24 protein-coding genes are annotated in these 23,605 nt (G+C 72.7%); 7 read left to right on the forward strand and 17 right to left on the reverse strand.

Annotated features, from left to right (window positions below; all coding sequences use genetic code 11):
• Window positions 1-2,033 precede the first annotated feature (2,033 nt).
• The 4 genes from ABZ693_RS32535 (at window position 2,034) to ABZ693_RS32550 (ending at window position 4,333) form a co-directional block, all read left to right on the forward strand.
• A complete protein-coding gene (locus ABZ693_RS32535; protein ID WP_359884906.1) occupies window positions 2,034-2,378 on the forward strand; it encodes a YybH family protein in 345 nt (114 codons plus the stop codon).
• An 89-nt stretch (window positions 2,379-2,467) separates the two neighbouring features.
• On the forward strand, window positions 2,468-3,076 hold the full coding sequence (locus tag ABZ693_RS32540) for a mycothiol-dependent nitroreductase Rv2466c family protein (protein WP_359884863.1): 609 nt from the start codon (window positions 2,468-2,470) through the stop codon (window positions 3,074-3,076).
• A 71-nt stretch (window positions 3,077-3,147) separates the two neighbouring features.
• Complete coding sequence (locus ABZ693_RS32545; RefSeq protein ID WP_359884865.1) at window positions 3,148-3,717, forward strand: TIGR03086 family metal-binding protein; 570 nt, start codon at window positions 3,148-3,150, stop codon at window positions 3,715-3,717.
• Window positions 3,718-3,760: 43 nt separating this feature from the next.
• Entirely contained in the window at window positions 3,761-4,333 is a 573-nt protein-coding gene (locus tag ABZ693_RS32550; RefSeq protein ID WP_359884866.1) for a DinB family protein, read from the forward strand.
• A 31-nt stretch (window positions 4,334-4,364) separates the two neighbouring features.
• Here the strand turns inward: ABZ693_RS32550 and ABZ693_RS32555 are convergent, their stop codons facing one another.
• The 16 genes from ABZ693_RS32555 to ABZ693_RS32630 form a co-directional block, all read right to left on the reverse strand.
• Window positions 4,365-5,219 carry an LppU/SCO3897 family protein gene (locus tag ABZ693_RS32555; protein ID WP_359884868.1) on the reverse strand — a complete coding sequence of 285 codons (855 nt, stop codon included), beginning with the start codon at window positions 5,217-5,219 and terminating at the stop codon, window positions 4,365-4,367.
• Window positions 5,220-5,385: 166 nt separating this feature from the next.
• Window positions 5,386-6,138, reverse strand: coding sequence for a sirohydrochlorin chelatase (locus ABZ693_RS32560; RefSeq protein ID WP_359884870.1), 753 nt, complete (start codon window positions 6,136-6,138; stop codon window positions 5,386-5,388).
• A 5-nt stretch (window positions 6,139-6,143) separates the two neighbouring features.
• Window positions 6,144-7,178 (reverse strand): ABC transporter permease, encoded by a 1,035-nt coding sequence (locus ABZ693_RS32565; RefSeq protein ID WP_359884871.1) that lies wholly within the window; start codon window positions 7,176-7,178, stop codon window positions 6,144-6,146.
• Window positions 7,165-8,025 carry an ABC transporter ATP-binding protein gene (locus ABZ693_RS32570; RefSeq protein WP_359884873.1) on the reverse strand — a complete coding sequence of 287 codons (861 nt, stop codon included), beginning with the start codon at window positions 8,023-8,025 and terminating at the stop codon, window positions 7,165-7,167. Before ABZ693_RS32570 ends, ABZ693_RS32565 begins: the two co-directional genes overlap by 14 nt.
• Window positions 8,026-8,075: 50 nt before the next feature.
• Window positions 8,076-9,239, reverse strand: coding sequence for an aliphatic sulfonate ABC transporter substrate-binding protein (locus tag ABZ693_RS32575; protein ID WP_435842611.1), 1,164 nt, complete (start codon window positions 9,237-9,239; stop codon window positions 8,076-8,078).
• Window positions 9,240-9,487: 248 nt separating this feature from the next.
• Window positions 9,488-10,846 (reverse strand): sulfate adenylyltransferase subunit 1, encoded by a 1,359-nt coding sequence (locus tag ABZ693_RS32580; RefSeq protein WP_359884874.1) that lies wholly within the window; start codon window positions 10,844-10,846, stop codon window positions 9,488-9,490.
• A 2-nt stretch (window positions 10,847-10,848) separates the two neighbouring features.
• Window positions 10,849-11,784 (reverse strand): sulfate adenylyltransferase subunit CysD, encoded by a 936-nt coding sequence (gene cysD / locus ABZ693_RS32585; RefSeq protein ID WP_359884876.1) that lies wholly within the window; start codon window positions 11,782-11,784, stop codon window positions 10,849-10,851.
• Window positions 11,781-12,380, reverse strand: a complete 600-nt coding sequence (cysC, locus tag ABZ693_RS32590) for an adenylyl-sulfate kinase (RefSeq protein ID WP_359884878.1) — start codon at window positions 12,378-12,380, stop codon at window positions 11,781-11,783. Before cysC ends, cysD begins: the two co-directional genes overlap by 4 nt.
• Window positions 12,377-13,102: a phosphoadenylyl-sulfate reductase gene (locus ABZ693_RS32595; RefSeq protein WP_435842612.1), complete on the reverse strand. Its 726-nt coding sequence runs from the start codon at window positions 13,100-13,102 to the stop codon at window positions 12,377-12,379. The genes cysC and ABZ693_RS32595 overlap by 4 nt, the downstream gene beginning before the upstream one ends.
• Window positions 13,099-13,290, reverse strand: a complete 192-nt coding sequence (locus tag ABZ693_RS32600; protein ID WP_359884880.1) for a hypothetical protein — start codon at window positions 13,288-13,290, stop codon at window positions 13,099-13,101. Before ABZ693_RS32600 ends, ABZ693_RS32595 begins: the two co-directional genes overlap by 4 nt.
• Entirely contained in the window at window positions 13,287-13,418 is a 132-nt protein-coding gene (locus ABZ693_RS32605; RefSeq protein ID WP_359884881.1) for a hypothetical protein, read from the reverse strand. Before ABZ693_RS32605 ends, ABZ693_RS32600 begins: the two co-directional genes overlap by 4 nt.
• Window positions 13,415-15,115: a nitrite/sulfite reductase gene (locus tag ABZ693_RS32610; protein WP_359884883.1), complete on the reverse strand. Its 1,701-nt coding sequence runs from the start codon at window positions 15,113-15,115 to the stop codon at window positions 13,415-13,417. The genes ABZ693_RS32605 and ABZ693_RS32610 overlap by 4 nt, the downstream gene beginning before the upstream one ends.
• A gap of 147 nt (window positions 15,116-15,262) precedes the next feature.
• Complete coding sequence (locus tag ABZ693_RS32615; protein ID WP_359884912.1) at window positions 15,263-15,346, reverse strand: putative leader peptide; 84 nt, start codon at window positions 15,344-15,346, stop codon at window positions 15,263-15,265.
• Between the two features lie 169 nt (window positions 15,347-15,515).
• The gene (locus tag ABZ693_RS32620; RefSeq protein ID WP_359884885.1) at window positions 15,516-16,085 is read right to left on the reverse strand and encodes a GNAT family N-acetyltransferase; all 570 of its coding nucleotides are present in this window, start codon (window positions 16,083-16,085) and stop codon (window positions 15,516-15,518) included.
• Window positions 16,086-16,284: 199 nt separating this feature from the next.
• A complete protein-coding gene (locus ABZ693_RS32625; RefSeq protein ID WP_359884887.1) occupies window positions 16,285-17,586 on the reverse strand; it encodes a GAF domain-containing protein in 1,302 nt (433 codons plus the stop codon).
• 527 nt (window positions 17,587-18,113) lie between these two features.
• Window positions 18,114-19,808: an acyl-CoA dehydrogenase family protein gene (locus ABZ693_RS32630; RefSeq protein ID WP_359884888.1), complete on the reverse strand. Its 1,695-nt coding sequence runs from the start codon at window positions 19,806-19,808 to the stop codon at window positions 18,114-18,116.
• Between the two features lie 17 nt (window positions 19,809-19,825).
• Between ABZ693_RS32630 and ABZ693_RS32635 the strand changes: the two genes are divergently transcribed.
• Complete coding sequence (locus tag ABZ693_RS32635) at window positions 19,826-20,968, forward strand: YihY/virulence factor BrkB family protein (protein WP_359884890.1); 1,143 nt, start codon at window positions 19,826-19,828, stop codon at window positions 20,966-20,968.
• Between the two features lie 85 nt (window positions 20,969-21,053).
• Window positions 21,054-21,758: a helix-turn-helix domain-containing protein gene (locus ABZ693_RS32640; RefSeq protein ID WP_359884892.1), complete on the forward strand. Its 705-nt coding sequence runs from the start codon at window positions 21,054-21,056 to the stop codon at window positions 21,756-21,758.
• On the opposite strand, the gene ABZ693_RS32645 is transcribed toward ABZ693_RS32640, so the two are convergent.
• Window positions 21,731-22,153, reverse strand: coding sequence for a VOC family protein (locus ABZ693_RS32645; RefSeq protein WP_359884894.1), 423 nt, complete (start codon window positions 22,151-22,153; stop codon window positions 21,731-21,733). The two genes, ABZ693_RS32640 and ABZ693_RS32645, sit on opposite strands and share 28 nt — an antisense overlap.
• A gap of 370 nt (window positions 22,154-22,523) precedes the next feature.
• Here ABZ693_RS32645 and ABZ693_RS32650 point away from each other — a divergent pair, with 370 nt between their 5' ends.
• Complete coding sequence (locus ABZ693_RS32650; protein WP_359884895.1) at window positions 22,524-23,600, forward strand: 2-ketoarginine methyltransferase; 1,077 nt, start codon at window positions 22,524-22,526, stop codon at window positions 23,598-23,600.
• Window positions 23,601-23,605 lie beyond the last annotated feature (5 nt).

Raw genomic sequence — 23,605 nt, forward strand, 5'->3', positions numbered from 1 at the left:
CCGGCGAAGCCCGCTGAACCCGCGCCACGGGCCCGGACGCACTGTCGTGCGCCCGGCCTCGCCGCGCGGCCCGGGCGTGCACGCTCGGCTCCCCGCTCGGAGCCGGTACGGCGCGGAGCGCGCTTTCGGACAGGAAAACCACGGTGCGATGGACGGGGTGCTCACGGACGTGTTCACTTGCGCGTTCCAGCAGGGCGCCCGGAAACTGTCGGGCGCTGACCGAGGCGGTGAGGGAACAGCACGTACACAGCCCGGAGCACGGGAAGTCCGGGCAGGCGGAACTGTCCGTTGACGACAGGGGGGACGAGCTCATGACCAAAGCAGGACGTCCGCAGGGGGCACCACGAGGCAGATCGCGGCCGGCGAACGAGCTGGCGGCACTGTTGCGTGAGGTGACCGCCGGCTTGACGGTGCGGGACCTGGCCCGGCAATTCGGAGGCGGGAAGACGGCGTGGAGTGAGTACCGGTCCGGTGCCCGGGTCATCCCGCTCGGGCGCCTCGGCCTCGTCATCAAGGAGTGCGTGCGCGATCCCCGTGGCCGCCAGGAGTTACTGGCCAGGGCCCGCCGGTTGCACGATCAGGCACTGACGGCGAAAGCGGAGGCCGAGGCCGGCCCCGAGCCCGGCCTGGAGGAGGCGCTGCGCCGGGCCCAGGAGGACCTCGCCGCGTCCGGCCGACTGGTGGAGGCGCTGCTGGCACTGATGACGACGCTCCAGGAACAAGCCAAAGCCCATCAGCCGGGGACGGGCACGGAAACGGGTACGGCGACGGAGAAGGCCGCCGGCCCCGGATACGTACCGTCCGGGGGACCCCGCGTCCGGCTGGACGAGGTACTCGACCAACTGGTCACCGCCCGGGGCGTCCAGGAGTCCGCACGGCAGGCGGTCGCCGACGTCCGGGCCCAGCGCGATGCCGCCCGACAGCCGCCGTGGCTGCCGGCGCCGGCAGCGGAGACGGAGACGGAGACGGAGGACGGGACACCACCCGCTGGAGACGACGCCCTGCGGGCGCCGGTGGTGGACCTGGCCCTCTCCACCGAACTCGCCCGCGTCCACCACGTCGTAGCGCAGCAACGAGAGGAAGCGCACTGGCTGTGGGAACGGGCCCGGGCCGATCGGGTGTGCTCCGACGTCATCGAAGGTGTCGTATTCGAGCGGCTCGACACCCTCCCCGCGGTGCCCCCCGCTGTCCCGCCAGGGAAGCGAAGACCGCGGCCCGCCGAAGGACTCTCCCCCGCCTGCAAGGCCTCTCTCGCCGTTCTGGCGGTCTCCCTCGTGCTGGCTCTCGGCACGAGCGCCGTTCTCCTTGAGGTGCTCCTCGGCCGGCAGCAGACCGTGGCCGGCGCGGACGGCCCGACGCCGCCGCTCCTGCCGTCCGGCCCCGCCGTGCGGGGCGCGACGGGCACGAGATCCGCGACACCTCCGACGGCCGCGTTCGCACCTTCCCCGCTCTCGGCCGCACCCCCGCCCGGAGTGCCACGCCCCGCCCCCTCGTTCACTCGACGCGCTCCGGGGCCGGCCCGCGCCGGTTCCCCGGGACATCCGGCCGCCACTCCGGCCCCGAAGTCCCCGAAGTCCCCGAAGTCCCCGGGTACGGCCTACGCCGTCTCGCCGGACCGCCGCGGCGTCCTGCGGTGGACCGGACGGGACGGTTCGTGGAAAGTGATCGGTCCGGCCGCCGAGCAGGTGTACGCCGGGGCCGCGGGGCTGTTCACCACCGATCCGGGCGACGGCCACATCGCCAAGTACGACGAGCCGTCCGGCTCGTGGTCCTGGATCGGCTTCCCCGGGGAACAGTTCGTGACCGCGGGCGACGGCCTGTACGCGATCACGGAGCACCGGGACGCCGTGATGCGGTGGACCGGCCTGGGGGCGGAGTGGGTTCCCATCGGCGGTGCCGCCGGCCGGCTGTACGCGGGCGGCGCGGGCCTCTTCGCGACCAGCCCGGACTCGGGGGCCCTGTTCCGGTACGCGGGGCACGGCGACGCCTGGGTGGACGCCGGGGGCCCCGGCGCGGACTTCGCCGTCGGACCCATGCGTCCCGAGGACCTCACCCGCCTGTTCGTCGAACGGTCCAACGCCGGGGACGCGGCCGGTGTCGCCGCGCTCTACGAGGAGGACGCGGTGGTGGCGTACCCGCCCGGCTCGCGGACGGTGGGCCGGGAAGCGATCCGCGCGCTGTGGGAGAAGGTCCTGGCGAACCGCCCCCATTTCGAGCCGGAGGCGCCGCTGCCCACCCTGATCAGCGACGGCATCGCCCTCACCTCGACCCCGCCGAAGGACGGCTCCGGCGCCCGTGCCCAGGTCGTCCGGCGGCAGCCGGACGGCAGCTGGCTGCGCTTGCTCGACCAGCCCGAATTCGCCCCGCCTGCCCGCTGAACCGCGCTCTCCCGCGGGGCAGGTGGCCCAGCCCGGCAGGAAGGGAATGGCCCACCGGAACAGGCCACCCACTCCCTAGGATTCCTGTCATGACTACGACGACCGTCGACTTCTACTTCGACCCGGCCTGCCCCTTCGCCTGGATCACCTCCCGCTGGATGCTGGAGGTCGAGCGGCACCGCGACATCGACCTCCGCTTCCATGTGATGAGCCTGTACTTCCACAACGAGGGCAACGAACTGCCCGACTGGTACCGCACCCTCGTCGACGACTCCATCCGCCCCGTCCGCGTCGCCGCCGCCGCGGCCGAACGGCACGGCGAGAAGATCCTGCGCCCGCTGTACACCGCGTACGGCACCCGGATCCACGAACAGAAGAACAAGGACTTCGACGCCGTCATCGCCGCGTCCCTCGCCGAACTCGGCCTCCCCGCCGACCTCGCCGCCGCGGCCCACGACCCGGCCTACGACGACATCGTCCGCCGCAGCCACGACGCCGGCCGGGACCCCGAGGCCGGCGCGTACGTCGGCACGCCCACCCTGCACGTCGACGGCACCGCCTGGTTCGGCCCCGTACTCCGCGCCATCCCGCGCGGCGAGGCCGCCGCCGACCTCTTCGACCACTTCCGCGCCCTGGCCGCCCACCCCGACCTGTTCGAACTCAAGCGCACCCGCACGGGAGGCCTCGACTACAGCTGAACGTCAGGCAGTTCGTGGGAGTGTCGCGAAAGTTCAAGACGGGTGGGGCGAGAATCCGTAGCGTGGGGCGCATGAACACGATCCACCGCCATCTCGCCAGTTGCGCCGCCGAGGCCGCCCGTGTCACCCGCGGTCTCACTCCCGAGCAGCTGGCCGGGCCGTCCGTCTGTGCCGACTGGACCGTTCGCGAACTCGCCAACCATCTCGTCCTCTACTCCGCCCACGGGCTCGAACACCGGGCCCTGCGCACCGAACTCCCCGCGGAGACCGTCGCGCGCGACTTCACCGCCGACGCCGACTGGCCCGAGCAGTACGCGGCCCAGCTCGACCGGGCGCTCGCCGCGTGGGGGAAGCCCGAGGCGTGGGAGGGCGAGGTCGACATGGGGGGAAGTCCGGTGCCGGCCGCCGAGATGGCCGCCATGCTCCTCCTCGAACTCGCCCTGCACGGCTGGGACCTGGCCCGCAGCACCGGGCGGGAGTTCGAGGTGCCGGAGGAGACGGGGGAGTGCGTGCGGGAGGTCGTCGAGCGCTACGCCGAGATGTACCGGCAGTACGACGGCTTCGACGAGCCGGCGGGCGAAGTCGCCGCCGACGCACCCGCGTTCACGCGCGCCGTCGCTCTGAGTGGCCGACGCCCCTGACCGGGCGGGAATTCGGTGGCGGGCCGGGGAGTCACCGGCGACCATGGCCCGCATGAGTGACGAACAGCCCGAGCGATGGACCCAGGCAACCGTCTACCCCGACATGTGGGTGGACCCGAAGGACGACCCGCGTGACAGTGAAGGGCCGGGGCCGGAGGGTGAACGCGACACCCTCGCCGGGTATGTGGCGGACTACCGTTTCACCCTGCGTATGAAGTGCGAGGGTCTGGATCCGGATCAGCTCGCCCGCCGCTCCGTGCCGCCGTCCACGATGTCGCTCCTCGGTCTGATCCGGCATCTCGCCGAGGTGGAGCGGGACTGGCGCAACTGGCTCACCCATGCCGAGCGGCTGCCGAAGCTGTACGGGGTACGCGACGCCGACTTCGACGGAGCCGTCGCGGACCAGGCCGTCGTCGACGCCGCGTACGCCGATCTGGAGCGCGAACAGGCCGCCACCGACGCCGCGTTGGACGCGTTCGCCGACCTCGGTGAGCGTGTGGGCCGGGACGCCGTCACCATCCGCAGCATCATGGTGCACCGCGTCGAGGAGTACGCCCGCCACTGCGGACACGCCGACCTGCTGCGCGAGTGCGTCGACGGCCGGGTGGGCCAGTAGGCGACACGTGCCCGTCCCCGGCCGGTGGCGGTCAGCCGCCCTGGTAGATCGTGGTGCACAGCAGCGTGGCGCCGTCGTCCATCAGCCAGGCCCAGTAGCGGGTCCGGTCGCCCGCCGACTGGCGGCAGTTGGCGGCGGTGGCGCCCGCCGGGGCGCGGTAGACGCCCGTGATGTGCATGATCTGGTTGTACGAGACGGGCACCGGCTCGCGCCGGCAGGCCACGGCCGTCATCGGTCCGAGGGAGATCGAGTCGCCGGACTGCCGGCCGAGCAGGCAGTAGTACGCGTGGTAGATACGGGAGAGGCAGAGCGTCCTGGTGGTGCCGGTGGTGACCGACTGGTAGCTCCAGTACGACTTCCCGTCGCCGGTGGGGCAGGTCGTGTCGGTGGCGGTCACCCGTACCAGCGCCCGCGCGTCGGAGCAGGACACGGGGGCCGGCGGAACGTTGACGTTCCAGGCGATGCGGGTGTCGCCGCCGCGTCCCGTGTCGTAGAGCGGCAGGCAGTCGCCGGGCGAGCGGGCTTTGAAAGCCTCTTCGGTGGGGTCAGGAGGGGGTGTCGTCGGCCCAGGGTCGGGCTTGTCGTCGCTCCCCTGGCCGGCGTCGGGGGTCTCGGACGTGTCGGAGGCGCCGGAGCCACGGGAGCTTCCGGAGTCCCCCGAGCCGCCTGAGCCTCCCGAGTCACCGGGGAGGTGGACGGGCGGCCGAGCAATGCCCGGGGTCGACGCCGAAGGGGAACCGGGCGGGGACGATTCGGACAACAGGTTCTTCAGTTCCGCCGCGTTGCTCGCGCCCAGCCAGGTCAGGATCGACAGCAGGGAGGCGATTCCCCCGAGCAGTGCCCACAGCTTGGCAGTGGAGTGATCACCGGATGCGTCTGCCACCATGCCCTCCCAGTCGAGGGTCAGACGATAGCGACTGAGAGGCGCCGATGAGGGGCGAACGCCTGTTGTCCCGCCCCCGGTGGTCACCCCGTGCCGTTCCGGCGCCTCACACACCGTCGCCCGGACGGATCATCCGTCCGGGCGACTCGGGTGGGTGCGGAGGGCCGGGTCAGCCGGCCGCCACCAGGTCCCGCTCCCGTGCCCCGGCCGCCGCCTCGTACCGCTCGACGAGCAGACGGGCCAGTTCGGGGCACGGGCCGAGGACGTCGGCGAGCACCTCGGCGCCGGCCTCCCGGGCGCCGGCCGCGATCCGGTCCGGGAGGCGGCCGGGGGCGATCACGTACGGGGCGACCGCCACCCGCCGCACCCCCGGTTCGGTGCGCAGGGCCCGTACGGCGTCCCCCGTACGGGGAAGAGGTGCGGAGGCGAACGCGGGCCGCACGGAGCACCAACCGGTGCGCCGCAGCTCCCGCGCCGTTTCTGCGATCACCGCGATCGCCTCCGGGTCGGAGGAGCCCGCCGAGGCCAGGACGACCCCGGTCGAGCTCTTGTCGGCGGGCGTCAACCCCGCCTCGTACAACCGCCGTTCCACTGCGGCGAGCAGTAGCGGCGACGGGCCGAGCACCGCCGCCCGCCGGACCCGCAGCGCGGGCGGGGCCGCGCGGAGGACGGCGGGGATGTCGGCCTTCGCGTGGAAGGCGCGGGTCAGCAGCAGCGGCAGCGCCACCACGTCCCGTACGCCCTCGGCCGCGAGCCGGTCCAGCGTCGCCGGCGCGGACGGCAGGTCGAAGTCCAGGAACGCGGTCTCCACCCGCAGCCCCGGCCGCAGCAGCGCGGCGCGGCGCACGAGCGACCGGACGGTCGCCGCGTGCCGCGGATCGCGGCTGCCGTGGGCGAGGACGAGGAGGACCGGGGTGTCCATGGCGGTCAGCCCCGCACCAGCAGGCCGCGGCGGCGCAGCACCGTGCGCTCCAGCGGGCTGAAGACCAGCAGGTCGACGGCGATGCCGACGAGCAGGATCAGCAGGATGGCGAGGAAGATCCCCGGCATGTCGAAGTTGTTCCGGCCGTTCTCCAGGAGCTGGCCGAGGCCGAGCCCGAGGTCGGGGGAGGACGCGATGATCTCCGCCGCCATCAGCGAACGCCACGAGAACGCCCAGCCCTGCTTGAGGCCCGCCAGATAGCCGGGGAGCGCCGCCGGCATCACGATGTGCCAGGCGCCCTTCAGGCCGGTCGCGCCGAGCGTCCGGCCGGCCCGCAGGAACAGTGGCGGTACCTGGTCGACGCCCGCCACCAGGCCGTTGGCGATCGACGGGACCGCGCCGAGCAGGATCACCGCGTACATCATGCTGTCGTCGAGGCCCAGCCACAGCACCGCCGGCGCCACCCAGGCGACCGAGGGCAGCGACTGCAGGCCGGAGAGGATCGGGCCGATCGCCGCCCGGACGGGCTTCACCCGCGCCACGAGGAGACCCAGTGGGGTGCCGATCGCGAGGGCGAGCAGGAAGCCGAGCAGGGCCCGGGACACGCTCGTCCACAGCACGCCGAACAGCGTGCCCTCCAGCCACATGGTGGTGAGGCTGTCCCACACCGCGCCCGGCGAGGGCAGCTTGCCCGCCTCGGCGACCTGCGCGGACACCAGCAGCTGCCACACCGCCAGGACGACGGCGACGGCGACGACCGGCGGCAGCACCTTGCGCACCAGGATCTCGCGGACCGGTACGTGACGGACCTGGACGCTGTCCAGGGCGTCGAGTCCGGCCTCCAGGCCCGCCAGATCGTCGGACCCGCGACCGGAGCCGGACGGGGATCCGGCCCCCGATCCCGACCCCACCTCCGACGCGGCCGCGGACTCGGAGACGGATTCGGGCTCGGACAGAGTCCCCGTCCCGGAAACGGCCTTGGCCTCGGTCGCGGACCCGGTGGTGCCCCCGGGGCCGGTCGTCGTGTCAGTGCTGGCCATGGCGGCGGATCTCCCCACGCAGGTGTTCGGTGATCTCGACGGACAGTTCCGCCACGGCGGCGTCCTCGATACGGCGCGGCTGCGGGATGTCGATGTGCCACTCCCGGGCGATCCGGCCGGGCCGGGAGGACAGCAGGACGACCCGCTCGGCGAGCCGTACCGCCTCGCGCACGTTGTGGGTCACGAACAGCACCGACAGCCGGGTCTCGCGCCAGATCCGGGTCAGCTCGTCGTGCAGGACGTCCCGGGTGATCGCGTCGAGCGCGGCGAACGGCTCGTCCATCAGCAGCAGATCGCTGTCCTGGGCGAGCGCGCGGGCCAGCGCCACCCGCTGGCGCATGCCGCCGGACAGTTCGTGCACCCGCTTGCCGTACGCGCCGTCGAGCCGTACCAGCGAGAGCAGCCGCTCGGCCTCCGGGCGGCGCTCCGGCTTCGGCGTCCCCCGGAGTCTCAGGGCCAGTTCGATGTTCTTTCCGGCCGTCAGCCAGGGGAACAGGGCGTGTTCCTGGAACATCAGGGCGGGCCGCCCGCCCGGGGTGTCGATGCTGCCCGCGGTCGGCCGGTCGAGGCCGGCGACCAGGTTGAGCAGGGTGGACTTGCCGCAGCCCGAGGCCCCCAGGAGGGTCACGAACTCGCCCGGCGCGACATCGAGCGAGATGTCGTCGAGGACGAGCTGGCCGCCGGCGGGGCCGCCGAAGGACTTCGAGACGTGCCGGAGACGCGCGGCGTGACCGGTCGCGCCGACGACGTGATCCTCGGCCCCGGTGTTGCCGTCGGTCGTGGTGCTGCTCTTGGCGTTGCTCTTGGTCTTGGTCTTGGTCTTGGCGAGCGTGCTGGTCGCGGTCATGGGTGTCACCTCCTGGGAGACGGAAGACCTGAACTCGGGCTGTCGCGTGGCTACTTCACACCGAGACCGGCGTCGGACACCGCGGGCGCGCCCGCGGCCTTGAGGACCTTGTCGAGCGGCTTCAGGTCGTAGATCCCGTCGAGGTCGGGCTTCTGGAGCAGACCGGCCTGCACCGCGTGGTCGGCCTGCGCGCGGAGCGTCGCGGCCAGCGGGTCGTCGGTGAAGCGCAGCGAGGACCAGGCGCCGTCGATGATCTCGCCGGACAGCGGCTTGCCGCTGAGCTGCTTCAGCTTGGCGTTGGCCGAGGTCTTCGCCTTCTCCGGGTTGGCGTTGATCCACGCGTTGGTCTTCACCGAGCCGCGCAGCACCGCCTCCACGACGTCCGGGTGCTCCTTGAGGAACTTCTGGGACACGATGACGTGGGTGATGACGAACTGCTTGTCCGGCCACAGGTCCCGCTCGTCGAGCAGCACCTTCGCGCCCTCCGAGACGAGCTTCGACGCGGTCGGCTCCGGCACCCACGCGCCGTCGATGGCGCCGGTGGAGTAGGCGTTCGGTGTCACCTTGTTGTCGGTGCGGACCACGGAGACATCGCCCTTGCCGCTCTGCGGGTCGACCTTCCAGCCCTGCTCGGACGCCCAGTTGAGGAAGGCCACGTCCTGGGTGTTGCCGAGCTGCGGGGTGGCGATCCGCTTGCCCTTGACGTCGGCCGTCGTCTTGATCTTCGCGGGGTTCACCACCAGCTTCACGCCGCCGGACGCCGAACCGCCCACGATGCGCAGGCTGGTGCCCTGCGACTTGGTGAAGCCGTTGATGGTGGGGGAGGGGCCGATGAAGCCGATGTCGAGGGAGCCGGCGTTCAGGGCCTCGATCTCGGACGGGCCCGCGTTGAAGGTGGTGGTCTTCAGCGTGGTGCCGCCCAACTCCTTCTGGAAGATGCCCTCCTGGTCCCCGACCAGGGCGGTCGCGTGGGTCAGGTTGGGGAAGTATCCGAGCCGTACGGTGTCGGCCGAGAGCTTCGGCCCCTCGGCGGCCGCCTTCTTCCCGGCGTTCGCGGAGTCGCCCGCGTTGGTGGAGCTTCCGGCCTGCGATCCGTAGCCGCAGGAGGCGAGTGCCCCGAGCAGCAGGGGCAGGGCGGCGGCCGAGGCCAGACCGCGGCGTACGGCGGATCGGGTGGTGCGCGTGAGGGCGGGGCTGGCAGGGATGGCAGGCACGGGAGGAGGTCCCCTCGGTCTCGGCCTCAGCTGGGGCCGGGTCTCGGTCGATGTCGTCGCTCGGGAACGAGCGGGTGGAGCGGGTTACGCGGGTGGAGCGAGCGGAGAGGCGCCGTACCGCCGTGGCGGCGGTGGCGGCCGGAGGTCAGCACGCACATCGCGCGACCCCTCCCCGGCCCGCGCCGAGCGCACCGGAGCCCACCCGGCCGCCCTCCTTCGCGAATCCGGCCCAGATGTCCTTCTTCATGTCAGAAGTCCCAGCCTTCCTCGTCGTCCGCCGCGGCCGCCGGGGCCGGCGCCGGGGCGGTGGAGGCGAAGGACTCGCCCGCCATGCCGGCGGCGAGGGTGGTGCCGTCGGCCGGGTCGATCAGCAGGAACGATCCGGTACGGCGGGAGTCGGCGTACGCGTCGAGCGCCAGCGGCTCCGCGGTCCGCACCGTCACCCGGCCGATGTCGTTGGCGACCAGCCGCCCCGGCTCGGGGTGCTGGGAGAGGTCGTCCAGGGTGAGCCGGGACGGGATCTCCTTCACGATCGCCTTGACCGTGCGGGTGGTGTGCTTGAGCAGCACCCGCTGGCCCACCGTGAGCGGCCGGTCCGCCACATGGCAGACGGTCGCCTCGACGTCCTGGCTGGTCGGCGGGGCGTCGGCGGCCGGGGCGAGCAGGTCGCCGCGGGAGATGTCGATGTCGTCCGCGAGCCGGATCGTGACCGACTGCGGGGCCCAGGCGATGTCCACGGACTCGCCGAGCGCGTCGATCGCGGTGATCTCGGAGGTCCGGCCGGACGGCAGGACGGCGACCCGGTCGCCGACCCGGAACACACCGGCGGCGATCTGGCCCGCGTAGCCGCGGTAGTCGGGGTGTTCGGCGGTCTGCGGTCGGATCACGTACTGCACCGGGAAGCGGGCGTGGCAGGCCGTCAGGTCATGGCTGACCGGCACGCTCTCCAGGTGCTCCAGGACGGTCGGACCGCCGTACCAGTCCATGTGGGCGGACGGCTCCACGACGTTGTCGCCGACGAGCGCCGAGATCGGGATCGCGGTGATCTCCGGGACGCCCAGCTCGGTCGCGTACGCCGTGAACTCCTCGGCGATCGCGGCGAAGACGGACTCCTGGTAGCCGACCAGGTCCATCTTGTTCACGGCGAGGACCACGTGCGGGACGCGGAGCAGCGCGGCGACGGCGGCGTGCCGGCGGGTCTGCTCGACGACGCCGTTGCGGGCGTCGACGAGGACCACGGCCAGCTCGGCGGTGGAAGCGCCGGTCACCATGTTCCGGGTGTACTGCACGTGCCCCGGGGTGTCGGCCAGGATGAACCGGCGGCGGGCGGTGGCGAAGTAGCGGTACGCCACGTCGATGGTGATGCCCTGCTCGCGCTCGGCCCGCAGGCCGTCGGTCAGCAGCGCCAGGTCCGGCGCCTCCTGGCCGCGCGAGCGCGAGGCGTGCTCCACGGCCTCCAGCTGGTCGGTCAGCACCGACTTGGAGTCGTGAAGGAGCCGGCCCACCAGCGTGGACTTGCCGTCGTCGACGGAACCGGCGGTCGCGAAGCGCAGCAGGGTGGTGGCGGCCTGCTCGGCGGCCGGGGGCTGTTCGGTGGACGTGGTCATGGCTAGAAGTACCCCTCGCGCTTGCGGTCTTCCATCGCGGCCTCGGACAGCTTGTCGTCCGCCCGGGTGGCGCCCCGTTCGGTCAGCCGGGACGCGGCGATCTCGGCGATCACGGCGTCGAGCGTGGCGGCGTCGGAGTCGACGGCGCCGGTGCAGGACATGTCGCCGACCGTGCGGTAGCGGATCAGCCGCTTCTCCGGCGTCTCGGACTCCTTCGGGCCGCCCCAGTCGCCGGCCGTCAGCCACATGCCGTGACGGAGGAACACCTCGCGCTCGTGGGCGAAGTAGATCTCCGGAAGCTCGATCCGCTCGCGCTGGATGTACTGCCAGACGTCCAGTTCGGTCCAGTTGGACAGCGGGAAGACGCGGACGTGCTCGCCGGGCGCGTGGCGCCCGTTGTAGAGCTGCCACAGCTCGGGCCGCTGGCGGCGCGGGTCCCACTGCGAGAACTCGTCGCGGAGGCTGAACACCCGTTCCTTGGCGCGGGCCTTCTCCTCGTCGCGCCGCCCGCCGCCGAACACGGCGTCGAAACGGTGCTCCCGGATCGCGTCCGTCAGCGGCACTGTCTGCAGCGGGTTGCGGGTGCCGTCCGGGCGCTCGCGCAGGGTGCCCGCGTCGATGTAGTCCTGTACGGAGGCCACATGGAGGCGCAGCCCGTGTGCCGCCACCACACGATCCCGGTACTCCAGGACTTCCGGGAAGTTGTGTCCGGTGTCCACGTGCAGCAGCGTGAACGGCACCGGAGCGGGCGCGAACGCCTTCAGTGCCAGATGCAGCATGACGATGGAGTCCTTGCCGCCGGAGAACAGGATCACCGGCCGCTCGAACTCCCCCGCCACCTCACGGAAGATGTGCACCGCCTCCGACTCCAGCGAGTCGAGGTGCGACAGCGCGAACGGGCTGCCGGTGGTGTCGTGTGTGTGGGCGACGGTCGTCATGACAGCCCCTTCCCGGTGAGCAGCGCATGCACCGCGGCCGCCGAGTCCTCGACGGTCTGGTGCTGGGACTCGATCCGCAGGTCGGGGCTCTTCGGCTCCTCGTACGGGTCGTCGACCCCGGTCAGCCCGCTGATCTCGCCCGCCGCCTGCTTGGCGTACAGACCCTTCACGTCGCGCTCCGAGCAGACCTCGACCGGAGTGGCCACGTGGACCTCGACGTACGGCGTGCCGGCGGCCTCGTGGCGCGCGCGGACCGCCTCGCGGCTGTCGGCGTACGGGGCGATGACGGGCACCAGCACCGTCACCCCGTGCGAGGCGAGCAACTCCGCCACGAACCCGACGCGCTGGACGTTGGTGTTCCGGTCCGCGCGGGAGAACCCGAGGCCCGCCGAGAGGAACTCGCGGATCTCGTCCCCGTCGAGGACCTCGACCCGCCGGCCCTCCGCGCGGAGCCGCCCGGCCAGTTCGTAGGCGATGGTGGTCTTGCCGGCGCTGGGCAGGCCGGTCAGCCAGATGGTGGTGCCCGTCGTCACGTCTGTCTCCTGAACTTCCCGGGCTTCGGACCGGACGTCGAGGTCTTCCTGGATCGCCGTCATGCGTGCAGCCCGCATTCGGTCTTGGCGAGCCCCGCCCACCGGCCGGCCCGCGCGTCCTCGCCCGCCGCCACCCGGCGGGTGCAGGGCGCGCAGCCGACGGAGGCGTAACCGTCCATCAGCAGCGGGTTGGTGAGTACGCCGTGCCCGGCGACGTAGGCGTCCACGTCGTCCTGCGTCCAGCGCGCGATGGGGGCGATCTTCACCTTCCGCCGTTTCTCGTCCCAGCCGACGACCGGCGTGCCGGCCCGGGTCGGGGACTCGTCGCGGCGCAGCCCGGTGGCCCAGGCGTCGTACCCGGCCAGGCCCTCCGTGAGCGGCCGGACCTTGCGCAGCGCGCAGCACAGGTCGGGGTTGCGGTCGTGCAGCCTCGGCCCGTACGCCGCGTCCTGCTCCGCCACCGACTGGCGCGGGGTCAGCGTGACGACGTTGACGTCCATGACGGCGGCGACCGCGTCGCGGGTGCCGATGGTCTCCGGGAAGTGGTAGCCCGTGTCGAGGAAGACGACGTCCACGCCGGGCCTCGCCCGCGAGGCGAGGTGGGCGACGACGGCGTCCTCCATGGAGGAGGTGACGCAGAACCGGGCACCGAAGGTGTCCGCCGCCCACTGGACGATCTCCAGCGCGGAGGCGTCCTCCAGGTCGCGGCCGGCCTGCTCGGCGAGCGCCCGCAGTTCGGTGTCCCGCTCGGTCTCCGCCGCCGACAGGGGGTGAAGGTCCGTCATATCCCCTCCTCTCGTGGCGCGTTGTCGTTCTTCGGTGTGTGCGTGGCGGGGGCCAGCAGGCCCAGGAACTTCAGCTGGAAGGCTCGGCTGCACGCCGCGCACTCCCAGGCGCCGTGGCCCTGCTCGCCCGGCCGCAGGTCCTCGTCGCCGCAGTAGGGGCAGTGGAAGGGGGCGGCTCGTCCGCTCACGGTGCCTCCTTGGCCGGTGCTCCGCCCGTCCGGCGCGCGGCCGCGGCGGTCATGACGGTCGTGGCGGTGATGGCGGTGATGGCGGCCGTGGCCGCGTGCGGGCCGGTGGCCGTTCGTGCCTCGTTCATGAGAGGGCCTCCTCGGAGGCGCGCGACGCCCAGACCGCGAACCGCTCGCCGTCCTCGCGCTCCGCCTGGAAGCGCTTCAGCAACCGCTCGATGTAGTCGGGCAGTTCGGCCGAGGTGACCTTGAGGCCGCGGACCTTGCGACCGAAGCCCGCCTCCAGGCCGAGCGCGCCGCCCAGGTGGACCTGGTAGCCCTCGACCCGGTTGCCGTCGTCGTCCAGGACGAGCTGGCCCTTGAGGCCGATGTCGGCGACCTGGATACGGGCGCAGGCGTTCGGGCAGCCGTTGACGTTGATGGTGAGCGGCTCGTCGAACTCCGGGAGACGGCGCTCCAGTTCGTCGATCAGGGCCGAGCCGCGGCCCTTGGTCTCGACGATCGCCAGCTTGCAGAACTCGATGCCCGTGCAGGCCATCGTGCCGCGCCGGAACGGCGACGGGGTGACCCGCAGGTCCAGCGACTCCAGGGCGGAGACGAGCGAATCGACACGCTCCTCCGTGACGTCCAGGACGATCATCTTCTGCTCGGCGGTGGTACGCACCCGGCCGGAGCCGTGCGCCTCCGCGAGCTCGGCGATCTTCGTCAGGGTGGCGCCGTCGACGCGGCCCACGCGCGGGGCGAAGCCCACGTAGAAGCGGCCGTCCCGCTGGGCGTGGACGCCCACGTGGTCGCGCCACACGCCGGCGGGCTGCTCGGGGGCGGGCCCGTCGGTCAGTTCGCGCTTCAGGTACTCGGTCTCCAGGACCCGGCGGAACTTCTCCGGTCCCCAGTCGGCGACCAGGAACTTCAGCCGGGCCCGGTTGCGCAGCCGGCGGTAGCCGTAGTCGCGGAAGACGGAGAGGACGCCCTCATGGACGTCGGCCACCTCCTCCAGCGGGACCCAGGTGCCCAGCCGGACGCCCAGCTTGGGGTTGGTGGACAGGCCGCCGCCGACCCACACGTCGAAGCCCGGTCCGTGCTCGGGGTGGTGCACCCCGACGAACGCCACGTCGTTGATCTCGTGCGCCACGTCGAGGAGCGGGGAGCCGGAGACCGCCGTCTTGAACTTGCGGGGCAGGTTGGAGAACTCCTTGTTGCCGACGATCCGGCGCTGGATCTCCTCGACGGCCGGGGTGCCGTCGACGATCTCGTCGGCGGCGATCCCGGCGACCGGCGAGCCGAGGATGGTGCGCGGGGTGTCGCCGCACGCCTCGGTGGTCGACAGGCCGACCGCCTCCAGGCGGCGCCAGATCTCCGGGACGTCCTCGATGCGGATCCAGTGGAACTGGACGTTCTGCCGGTCGGTGAGGTCGGCGGTGCCGCGCGCGAACTCCTCGGAGACCTCGCCGATGACCCGCAGTTGCGCGGTGGTCAGCCGGCCGCCGTCGATCCGGACCCGCAGCATGAAGTACTCGGCGTCCAGCTCCTCCGGCGCGAGGACCCCGGTCTTGGTGCCGTCCAGCCCCTCCCGGCGCTGGGTGTACAGGCCCCACCAACGCATGCGTCCCCGCAGGTCGTTGGGGTCGATCGAGTCGAAGCCGCGCTGGGCGTAGACCGTCTCAATACGTGTCCGCACATTGAGACCGTCGTCGTCTTTCTTGAACTGCTCATTGCCGTTGAGGGGGGTGCGGTGTCCCGCGGCCCACTGACCCTCGCCACGGTGGCGCCCGGCCTTGCGGCGGGTCGCGGCGGCGGGTGTGGGCGATTCCGGGCTGGCGGCCATGGCGAGGGGTCCTTCGGGACGGCGAGAGGGCGGCTCTGACCTGCACATTCGCGCGCAGGGCAGGGGAGGGCGCGGCGATGCGCAGGGAAAACGGCAGGGCGGGAGACGTCAGCGGACGTCGGAAGAGGTGCGGAGGTGCTGGATCTCTCAGCGCACCGAACAGATGGCGCTGGACACGCGGCCGAGGTCGACGTGCCGCCGACTCACCAAGGCAATTCCAGTTCCAGGCATGACGAGAGCGTGTCACGGGACTTTGGACCCAGTCCACCAACGTCCGGGATGCGGACGATGTGGTCTCGCAAATCGAGACAGTGTGACCTGGGTCACGAAAAAAGGGGCCCGGTTCGGGCCCCTTCTCGGGTGTACGGCGGTGCGGTGGAACGTGGCGCGGCGCGGCGGCTCAGGCGTACGCGCCCGGCCACGGCCCCGGGGTCTCGGTGAGCTCCGTCCGCTCGGTCTTCGTCTCGAACAGGCGGAAGCCGCGGCGCTCGTAGTTGGCCATCGCGTGCTCCCCGTCGAGCGAGCAGGTGTGCAGCCAGACCCGCGAGGTCGGCTTGCGGTCCGGCCAGCGTTCCGCCAGGTCCCAGGCCCGCGCCACGCCGTACGACAGCAGGTGGCCGCCGATCCCGCGCCCCCGGAAGGCGGGTATGAGGCCGAAGTAGACGATCTCCACCACCCCGTCGTCCTGGGCGTCCAGCTCCACGTACCCGGCCGGCGTCCCGTTCTCGTACGCCACCCAGGTCTCGGTGCCGGGCTTCTCCATGAGGGCCTGCCACTGCGGGTGGGTCAGGGACAGCCGGTCGCCCCAGTGGATGTCGCCGCCGACCGCGGTGTAGAGGAAGCGGCTGAACTCCGCCGACGGGAACCCGGCGCGCGTGATCCGCAGGTCCCCGTCCTCGGGGGCGGGGGACGGGCGGAGATCGGCCGGCGAGGTCTGTTCCAGCGACCAGGTGGTGAGAGTGATGCTCATGAGTCCATCGCATCATGCGGAGCGCCGGATTCCCAGGGCGGACGGAAGGCGATTCCGGTGACGGTTGTCCGGAATATGGACAGCCGCCCAATCCGTGGACGCCTGATCACCCGTCGTCCGCGCCCCGTCGCCCGCTGTACGTCTCCGGCCCCCGGTATGTCGCCCCGGCCTCCACGCCTCCGGGTACCGTCTCGACCGCTCAGCCGGACCGGCCGCCGCGCGCCGCCCGTACCGCCGGCGCCGTCGACCGCGGCAGCAGATCCCCCGGGTGGTCGGGACCGCGCAGCTCGACCTCCACCTCCTCGCTGAAGCGGTACGGGCGATGGGCGAGGACCCCCGCCAGGGTGCGCCGGATCCGCGACATCTCCGCCCGCACCGTCACCGTCCGGGTCGGATCGCCGAACACGTCCCGCGCCAGCTCCGCCGCCGTCCGCCCCTCCGGGTGCCGCGCGAGCACGTACAGCAGCTCGGCGTGGCGCGGGCTCAGCTCCTGCGACCAGGACCCGGCCGCGCCCGACACCGCGACCGTCCAGCGGCGCGGCCGGCTCACGTCGAGCACCACCCGGCTCGCCGCCTCCGGCGCCGGGCCGGCCGGCGGGACCGGCTCCTCGACCCGTAGCAGCCAGCCGCCCGGCAGCGGCTCCACCGCGCACATCCCGAGCGCCGGCAGCCAGACCCGCCCCGGCCGCAGGGACTTGGGCAGGACGAACCGGTCCACCGGCGCGAGCCCGGTCACCGCCGCCGTCCAGCCGTGCCCGTCCACCACCACCGCCCGGCCGCCCACCCGGCACAGGATCGGCGCGGCCACCGACCGCAGCCGCTCGATCGACCGCAGATGCCGCTGCCGCATCTCCGCCTCCGCCAGCTGCGCCACCGAGCCGACAAGGGCCAGCGTCGCCGGATGGAAGCCGGACGCGGGGCCGCTCACGTCCACGATCCCGAGCAGCCGCTGATCGCGCGGGTCGTACACGGGGGCCGCGGCGCAGGTCCAGTTGTGCAGCGACTGGACGTAGTGCTCCGCCGAGTGGACCTGGACGGCCCGGCCCATCGCGAGCGCCGTGCCCACCGCGTTGGTCCCGGTGGAGTGCTCGCTCCAGGCCGCGCCCTCCTCCAGACAGATCCCGTTCGCCCGGCGCATCACCCCGGTGTGCCCCTGCCGCCACAGGATCCGGCCCTGCTCGTCCGTCACCACCATGATCTGCATCGAGGCGTCGGCGATCCCGGCCAGCCCGGCCGTCAGCGTCCGCATCACCTCGCCGAGCACCGTCGCCCGGCGCCGCTCCTCCAGCTCGTCGCGGCGCAGCAGCACACTGCTGGTGGCCTGGTCGGGCTGGATGCCGAGCCGGGTCATCCGCTGCCAGGAGGCGTCGATCACCGGGCGCGGCGCCACCGGCGGGCGCCGGCCGGCCAGCGTCTCCTCGCGTACCCGGTGCAGCAGCCGGGTCGCCTGCGCGGCGTCCATCGTGGCCAGCCGCTTCAGATCGAGCTGACTGTGGTTCATCGGCCCCTCCCGGCCACCCGCGGTGCGCTCTCGTTGCCGCATCGGTCGTGCACGGCTCTCCGGTGAGCGGGCCGGCGCCGGTGCTCCCGGATCCCGCCGCACGCGGGCGGACATGCGCGCGCGCAGGCGCCCATCGTGCCGCTCCGCGGCGCCGGGCGCCGGATGCTCGCGCCCATCCTGCAACCCTCTGCAACCCTGGTGACCCCCGCCCCCGGTGGGTGAGGGTGGAACCGAAGCGGGGGGTGGTGCCGTGTCGGCGCAGCACCACCCTCGGCTTTCCGCGCGTGTCGGCCCCGCCCGGGGTTCACCGCCGGCACGCGCGGCTCCCTCCGTCCGCACTCGCGTGACGGGCCTGACGAACACCTGTTCAGGCGCCTGTGCGTCAGCGCGCGCGACCCGTTCACACCCCGCCCCGCCGCCGCGCCCGAACGAGCGCCGCCGGAGGCACGCCGGGTGCCAGGCGCCCCTCACCGCACCAGGCGCCCTCTCGCTCCACCGGGCACCCCCTCGCCGCGCCGAGCGCCCCCTCACGCCACCGGACGCGCCCGTTCCACCACCGTGCCCAGCGCCACCGTGTGCGGCAGCGTCCCGAACGTCAGGCCCCAGTCCCCGCCCAGCCGCGACGCGCAGAACGCGTCCGCCACCTCCGCCGGCGCCCACCGCACCAGCAGCGCCCCCTGCAGCACCCGCGCCATCCGTTCCACCAGCCGCCGGGCCCGGGCCTCCATCCCCTCCAGGTCCGCCAGCTCGGCCAGCGTGTCCCGGATCGCCCGGTCCAGCCGGTGATCCGCCCCGCGCGCCCGGCCCACCTCGGTCAGGAACGCGTTCAGCGCGGCCGGTTCCCGGTGCAGCACCCGCAGCACGTCCAGGGCCTGGATGTTCCCCGCGCCCTCCCAGATCGAGTTCAGCGGCGACTCGCGCAGCAGCCGCGGCAGCCCCGACTCCTCCACGTACCCGTTCCCGCCCAGGCACTCCAGCGCCTCCGCCACCACCGGCGTGCACCGCTTCGTCACCCAGTACTTCGCCACCGGCACGGCGATCCGCAGCAGCTGCCGCTCGTGCTCCGCGTCCGCCCCGTTCCCCGGCGAGCCCGCTCCCGGTACGGCCTCCGGACCGGCCTCCGCCACGTCGTACGCCGCCGCGAGCCGCATCCCGAGCACCGTCGCCGCCTCCGACTCCAGCGCCAGATCGGCCAGCACGTTGCGCATCAGCGGCTGGTCGACGAGCAGCCGTCCGAAGGCGCTGCGGTACGTGGCGTGGTGCACGGCCTGCGCGACCGCCTGCCGCATCAGCGCCGCCGAGCCGAGCGCGCAGTCCAGCCGGGTCGCCGCCACCATCCCCATGATCGTGTGCAGCCCCTGCCCCTCGTCGCCGATCCGGCGCGCCCAGGTCGTCCCGTCGAACTCCACCTCCGCCGAGGCGTTCGAGCGGTTGCCCAGCTTGTCCTTCAGCCGCTGGAGCGCGAACGCGTTGCGCGTCCCGTCCGGCAGCACCCGCGGCACGAGGAAGCACGACAGGCCCTCCGGAGCCTGCGCCAGCACCAGGAACCCGTCCGACATGGGCGCCGAACAGAACCACTTGTGCCCCGTCAGGGCGTACGCCCCGGCCTCCGCCAGCGGCTCGGCGCGCGTGGTGTTCGCCCGGACGTCGCTGCCGCCCTGCTTCTCCGTCATGCCCATCCCGAGCAGCACGCCGGCCTTCTCCAGCGGCGGCCGCGGGGCCCGCTCGTACACGCGCGAGGCGAGCAGCGGCTCCCATTCCGCCGCGAGAGCGGGCTCGGTCCGCAGCGCCGGCACCGACGCGTGCGTCATGGACAGCGGACAGCCGTGCCCGGCCTCCGTCTGCGACACCAGCAGGAAGCCCGCCGCCCGCCGCACATGGCCGCCGGGCCGGTCCCAGGCCCCGGCGGCCAGCCCCGCCGCGACCGACCGGCCGAGCAGCCGGTGCCAGGCCGGATGGAAGTCGACCTCGTCGATCCGGTTGCCGTACCGGTCGTGGGTGCGCAGCCGCGGCGGGTACGTGTGCGCGAGCGTCGCCCACTCCTGGACCTGCGCCGAGCCGGCCGAGTGCCCCAGCGCCGACAGCTCGGCGCGGACCTCCCCGCACGCCTCCGGCGGAAGATGTCGTTCCACGGCCTCCGCGAGCGCCCGGTCGGTCGCGAACAGGTCGTACCCGACCAGCGGCGGAGCCTGATTGGTCACGGTGTGGGTCCTCGCAGCCATGCCGATACGGTAAGGAGGTGCAGGCAGCAAACGAAACACCCGAGCGGGGCGCGGGAGCCGATGAGGCCGAACGGCGTCCTTGGAGCAGACTCCACCGGGCCCGTGTCCTCTACCGCAACGTCTCGAAGCGGCAGATGGCCTGGCTGCTCCTGAAGGACACGGTCAATTCGTGCATGGAGTACCGCATCCTCGGCCTCGCCGCCGAGGCCGCCTTCTTCACCCTGCTGTCCCTGCCACCGCTGCTGCTCGGTCTGATCGCCCTCCTCGGCTACGCCGACGAATGGACGAACACCAACACGGTCGCCAGCATCGAGGAGAACATCCTCCACGCCGCCCGCACCGTACTGTCCGAGCGGGGCGTGAACCAGGTCGCGCGCCCCCTCATCGAGGACGTCACCCAGGCCAAACGGCCCGAACTCGTCTCCCTCGGCTTCGCCATCGCCCTGTGGTCCGGCTCCCGCGCCGTCAATGTCTTCATCGACACGATCACGGTCATGTACGGGCTCGACGGGCACCGCGGCATCGTCAAGACGCGCCTGCTGTCCTTCCTGCTCTATCTCGTCGCGCTGGTCATCGGCGCGGTCGTGCTGCCGCTCGCGGTCGTCGGCCCGGACCGGGTGGTGGCCCTCGTGCCCTGGAGCACGGAGGTCGTCTCCGTCCTCTACTGGCCGGCCGTCATACTCCTGTCGATCGTCTTCCTGACGACGCTCTACCACGTGTCGGTGCCGGTGCGTTCGCCGTGGATCGAGGACATCCCCGGCGCCCTCGTCGCCCTCGCCATGTGGGTGCTCGGCAGCTTCCTGCTGCGGATCTACCTCACCAGCCAGGTCGAGGGCCCCACCATCTACGGCTCCCTCGCGGCCCCCATCGCCGTGCTGCTGTGGATCGGCGTGTCCGCGTTCGCCGTCCTCGTCGGCGCCGCCGTCAACGCCGCCATCGACCGGGTCTGGCCCTCCGTCGCCACCGCCGCCGCCCGCGAGGCCAACGACCGGATGCGCGCCGCGCAGGCCGCGGACCTGGTCGCCCGGCTGCGCGCGGAGGCGGACGACGTGGACGAGGACGACCCCGACATGCCGTCGGAGTTCCCCGAGCGGTGGTCGAGGTTCCTGCCGCCGGACGACGTGCGGTCGCGGCTGCACGCGGGGCGCGAGAAGGACTGACGACCGCACGGGGCCCGACGGCAGGGCCGGCACAAGGGCCTGACGGCGGGACGGGCGGAGAGACGGACGGCGGGAGGCCGGGCGGATGTACGAGGAGCGCGCCGCGCGGCTCGACGGCGCGGTGGTCTGGACCCGTACCCTCGGCCCAACCGCCGGCCCCTCGGCGCGACCGGTCCTGCCCGACGGATGCATGGACCTGATCTGGGCCGACGGACGGCTGCTCGTCGCCGGGCCCGATACGCGCGCGTACGTGCCCGAGATCCCCGCCGTCGTGTACGCGGGCGTGCGCTTCGCACCCGGGGAGGCGCCCGGCGTCCTCGGCGCCGAGGCGAGCGAACTGCGCGACCGGCACGTGGACCTGGCCGATCTGTGGGGCGCCCGGACGGCCCGCCGGCTCGCCGACGAGGTCACCGGCGCCGCCGACCGCGCCGCCGCCCTGGAACGGCTGGTCCTGCGCCGGGCCGCCGGGGCGCCGCCGCCGGACCCGCTGCTTCGGGCCGTGGTCGCCCGGCTCCGGGCGGGCGGGACGGTCGGGGCCGCCGCCGCCGAGACCGGGCTCGGCGTACGGCGGCTGCACCGCCGCTCGCTCGCCGCGTTCGGCTACGGCCCGAAGACCCTGGCCCGGATCCTGCGGCTCCAGCGGGCGCTCGCCCTGGTGACGGCGGGCGTCCCGTACGCGGCGGCGGCGCACCGCGCGGGCTGCACGGACCAGGCCCATCTGGCCCGCGAGATGCGGGCCCTGACGGGGATGACCCTGACGGCCTACGCCGCCGGCTCCCGGTCCGCGTAGAGCGACACCGCCGCGCCGTCCGGGTCGAGCATCACCGCGTACCGCTGGCCCCACACCGCGTCCCAGGGCTTCAGCCGCGCGCGGTGGCCGGCCGCCGTCAGCGACTCGTGGACCGCGTCCACCTGTCCCGGGTCCGCGCACCGGAAGGCGAGCGCCACCCGGTCGCCGCCGGCCGGCCGGGTCCAGTCGGGGTCGTAGGAACGGACCGTCTCCTCGGTGTCCCACAGCATCCGTGTGCCGCCCGGCAGGGTGACCTCCACGTGCGGGGCGGACTCGGCGCCGGGCGGGACGTCCAGGCCGAGCAGCCGGTAGAAGGCGAGAGAGGCGGCCATGTCGGCGGTGACGAGGCCGATGACGTCGAGGCGCGGAGCGGGTCGGTTCGTGTTCGTGTCCATGACCGCACGTTAGGAGCCCGGGAGTCCCGTCGTCTTGTACGGATCGGACACCCGGCCCGGTCGTACCGGAACGGCCGTACCCAGCGGAAACGACGAACACACGCCCGCGGACGATTCTTTAATCGTGTGTTCACGAAGGTTCATCTTCGGGCTGTCAAGAGTGCCCGCGTCGCCAGTGGAACCGTGTGTTTCGGCCGCCCTGTTCCTGGGATCCTGTGGGTGAAGAGGGGTTCTTTGCCTTCCATGCAGAAGCGCAGTGATCAAGTCAAGCCTGGATCACCCAATGAGGCTGCAATTAGGGTTCGACCACCGGGGATTCGAGCGGGGGCCCTCAGTCGTGGCTGATTCGTCAGCGAGGACCACGCCTTCCATGACGCGGGTTGCGACAGCCGACAGCGACTACGAGAGCGGCGAGGCCATGCAGCAATCAGATTTCGAGCAGCGCCTGATCTCCGCGATCCAACCCATCAGGGGCTTCTTTCTCGCACAGTGCGTCGAGTTCGCGATGACCAGCGGTCTGCTGGACCGGCTGAGCGAGTCCGCCGAGGCCGGTGTCGACCAGCCGGCCAAGGATCTGGACCTTCACCCCGAGCGGCTCACCGGCCTGCTGCGCTACCTGGAGGGTGAGGGCATCGTCACCGACTCCGAGGGCACGCCGGCCATCACGGCGAAGGGCCGGGAGTACCTCGCCTTCCGCCCGTGGTACGAGCTGCTCATCGGCGGCTACGGCGCCACCCTGCGGGAGCTGCCCGAGGTGATGGCCGACCGCGGGCGCTTCGCCTCGCGCAACGGCACGATGGCCGGACTCGGCAGCTGCGGTATGAGCCGCCACGACGCCGTTCCCCTGGTCAAGCGGATGATCGCCTGCCTGCCCGAGGCGCCCAGCGCCCTGGTGGACCTGGGCTGCGGTGACGGAACGTTCCTGTTGGACCTGTGCGAGGGCGGCAGCCCCGGCATCGGCGTGGACCCCACGCCCGGCAGCATCGAGATCGCGCGCCGCGCTGCGGCCGAGCGCGGTATGTCCGAGCAGGTCGGCTTCGTGAACGCGACGGCCGAGGACTACATGGCGCGGGTGGAGGCCGAGGAGGCGGGCACCCCCTGCTCCGTCACCGCCTTCTCGCTGCAGGAGGTCCTGGAGCAGCAGGGCAGTGACGCCACCGTCGAGGTGGTGCGCACCGCCCTGAACCACACGCCCGGCGCGCACCTGGCGATCGTCGAGGTCGACCACCGCACGCTCGACCCGGCTGTCACCCGGCACGGACTGGGCAACGCCTATTACGACCCGTACTACTTCCTGCGCCAGACCACCGAACAGCGTCTGGAGACGCGGGCTTTCTGGGAGCAGCTCATCGAGGAAGCCGGCGGGCACATCGTCGAAAGCGTGACGACCACGCCCGAGGTCGACTCGACCGGCCTTGAACTGGAATTCCTGGTCTGCGGTCAGTAAGTAGT

The organism is Streptomyces laurentii (genome assembly GCF_040635425.1).
In the GTDB taxonomy this organism is placed as follows: domain Bacteria; phylum Actinomycetota; class Actinomycetes; order Streptomycetales; family Streptomycetaceae; genus Streptomyces; species Streptomyces laurentii.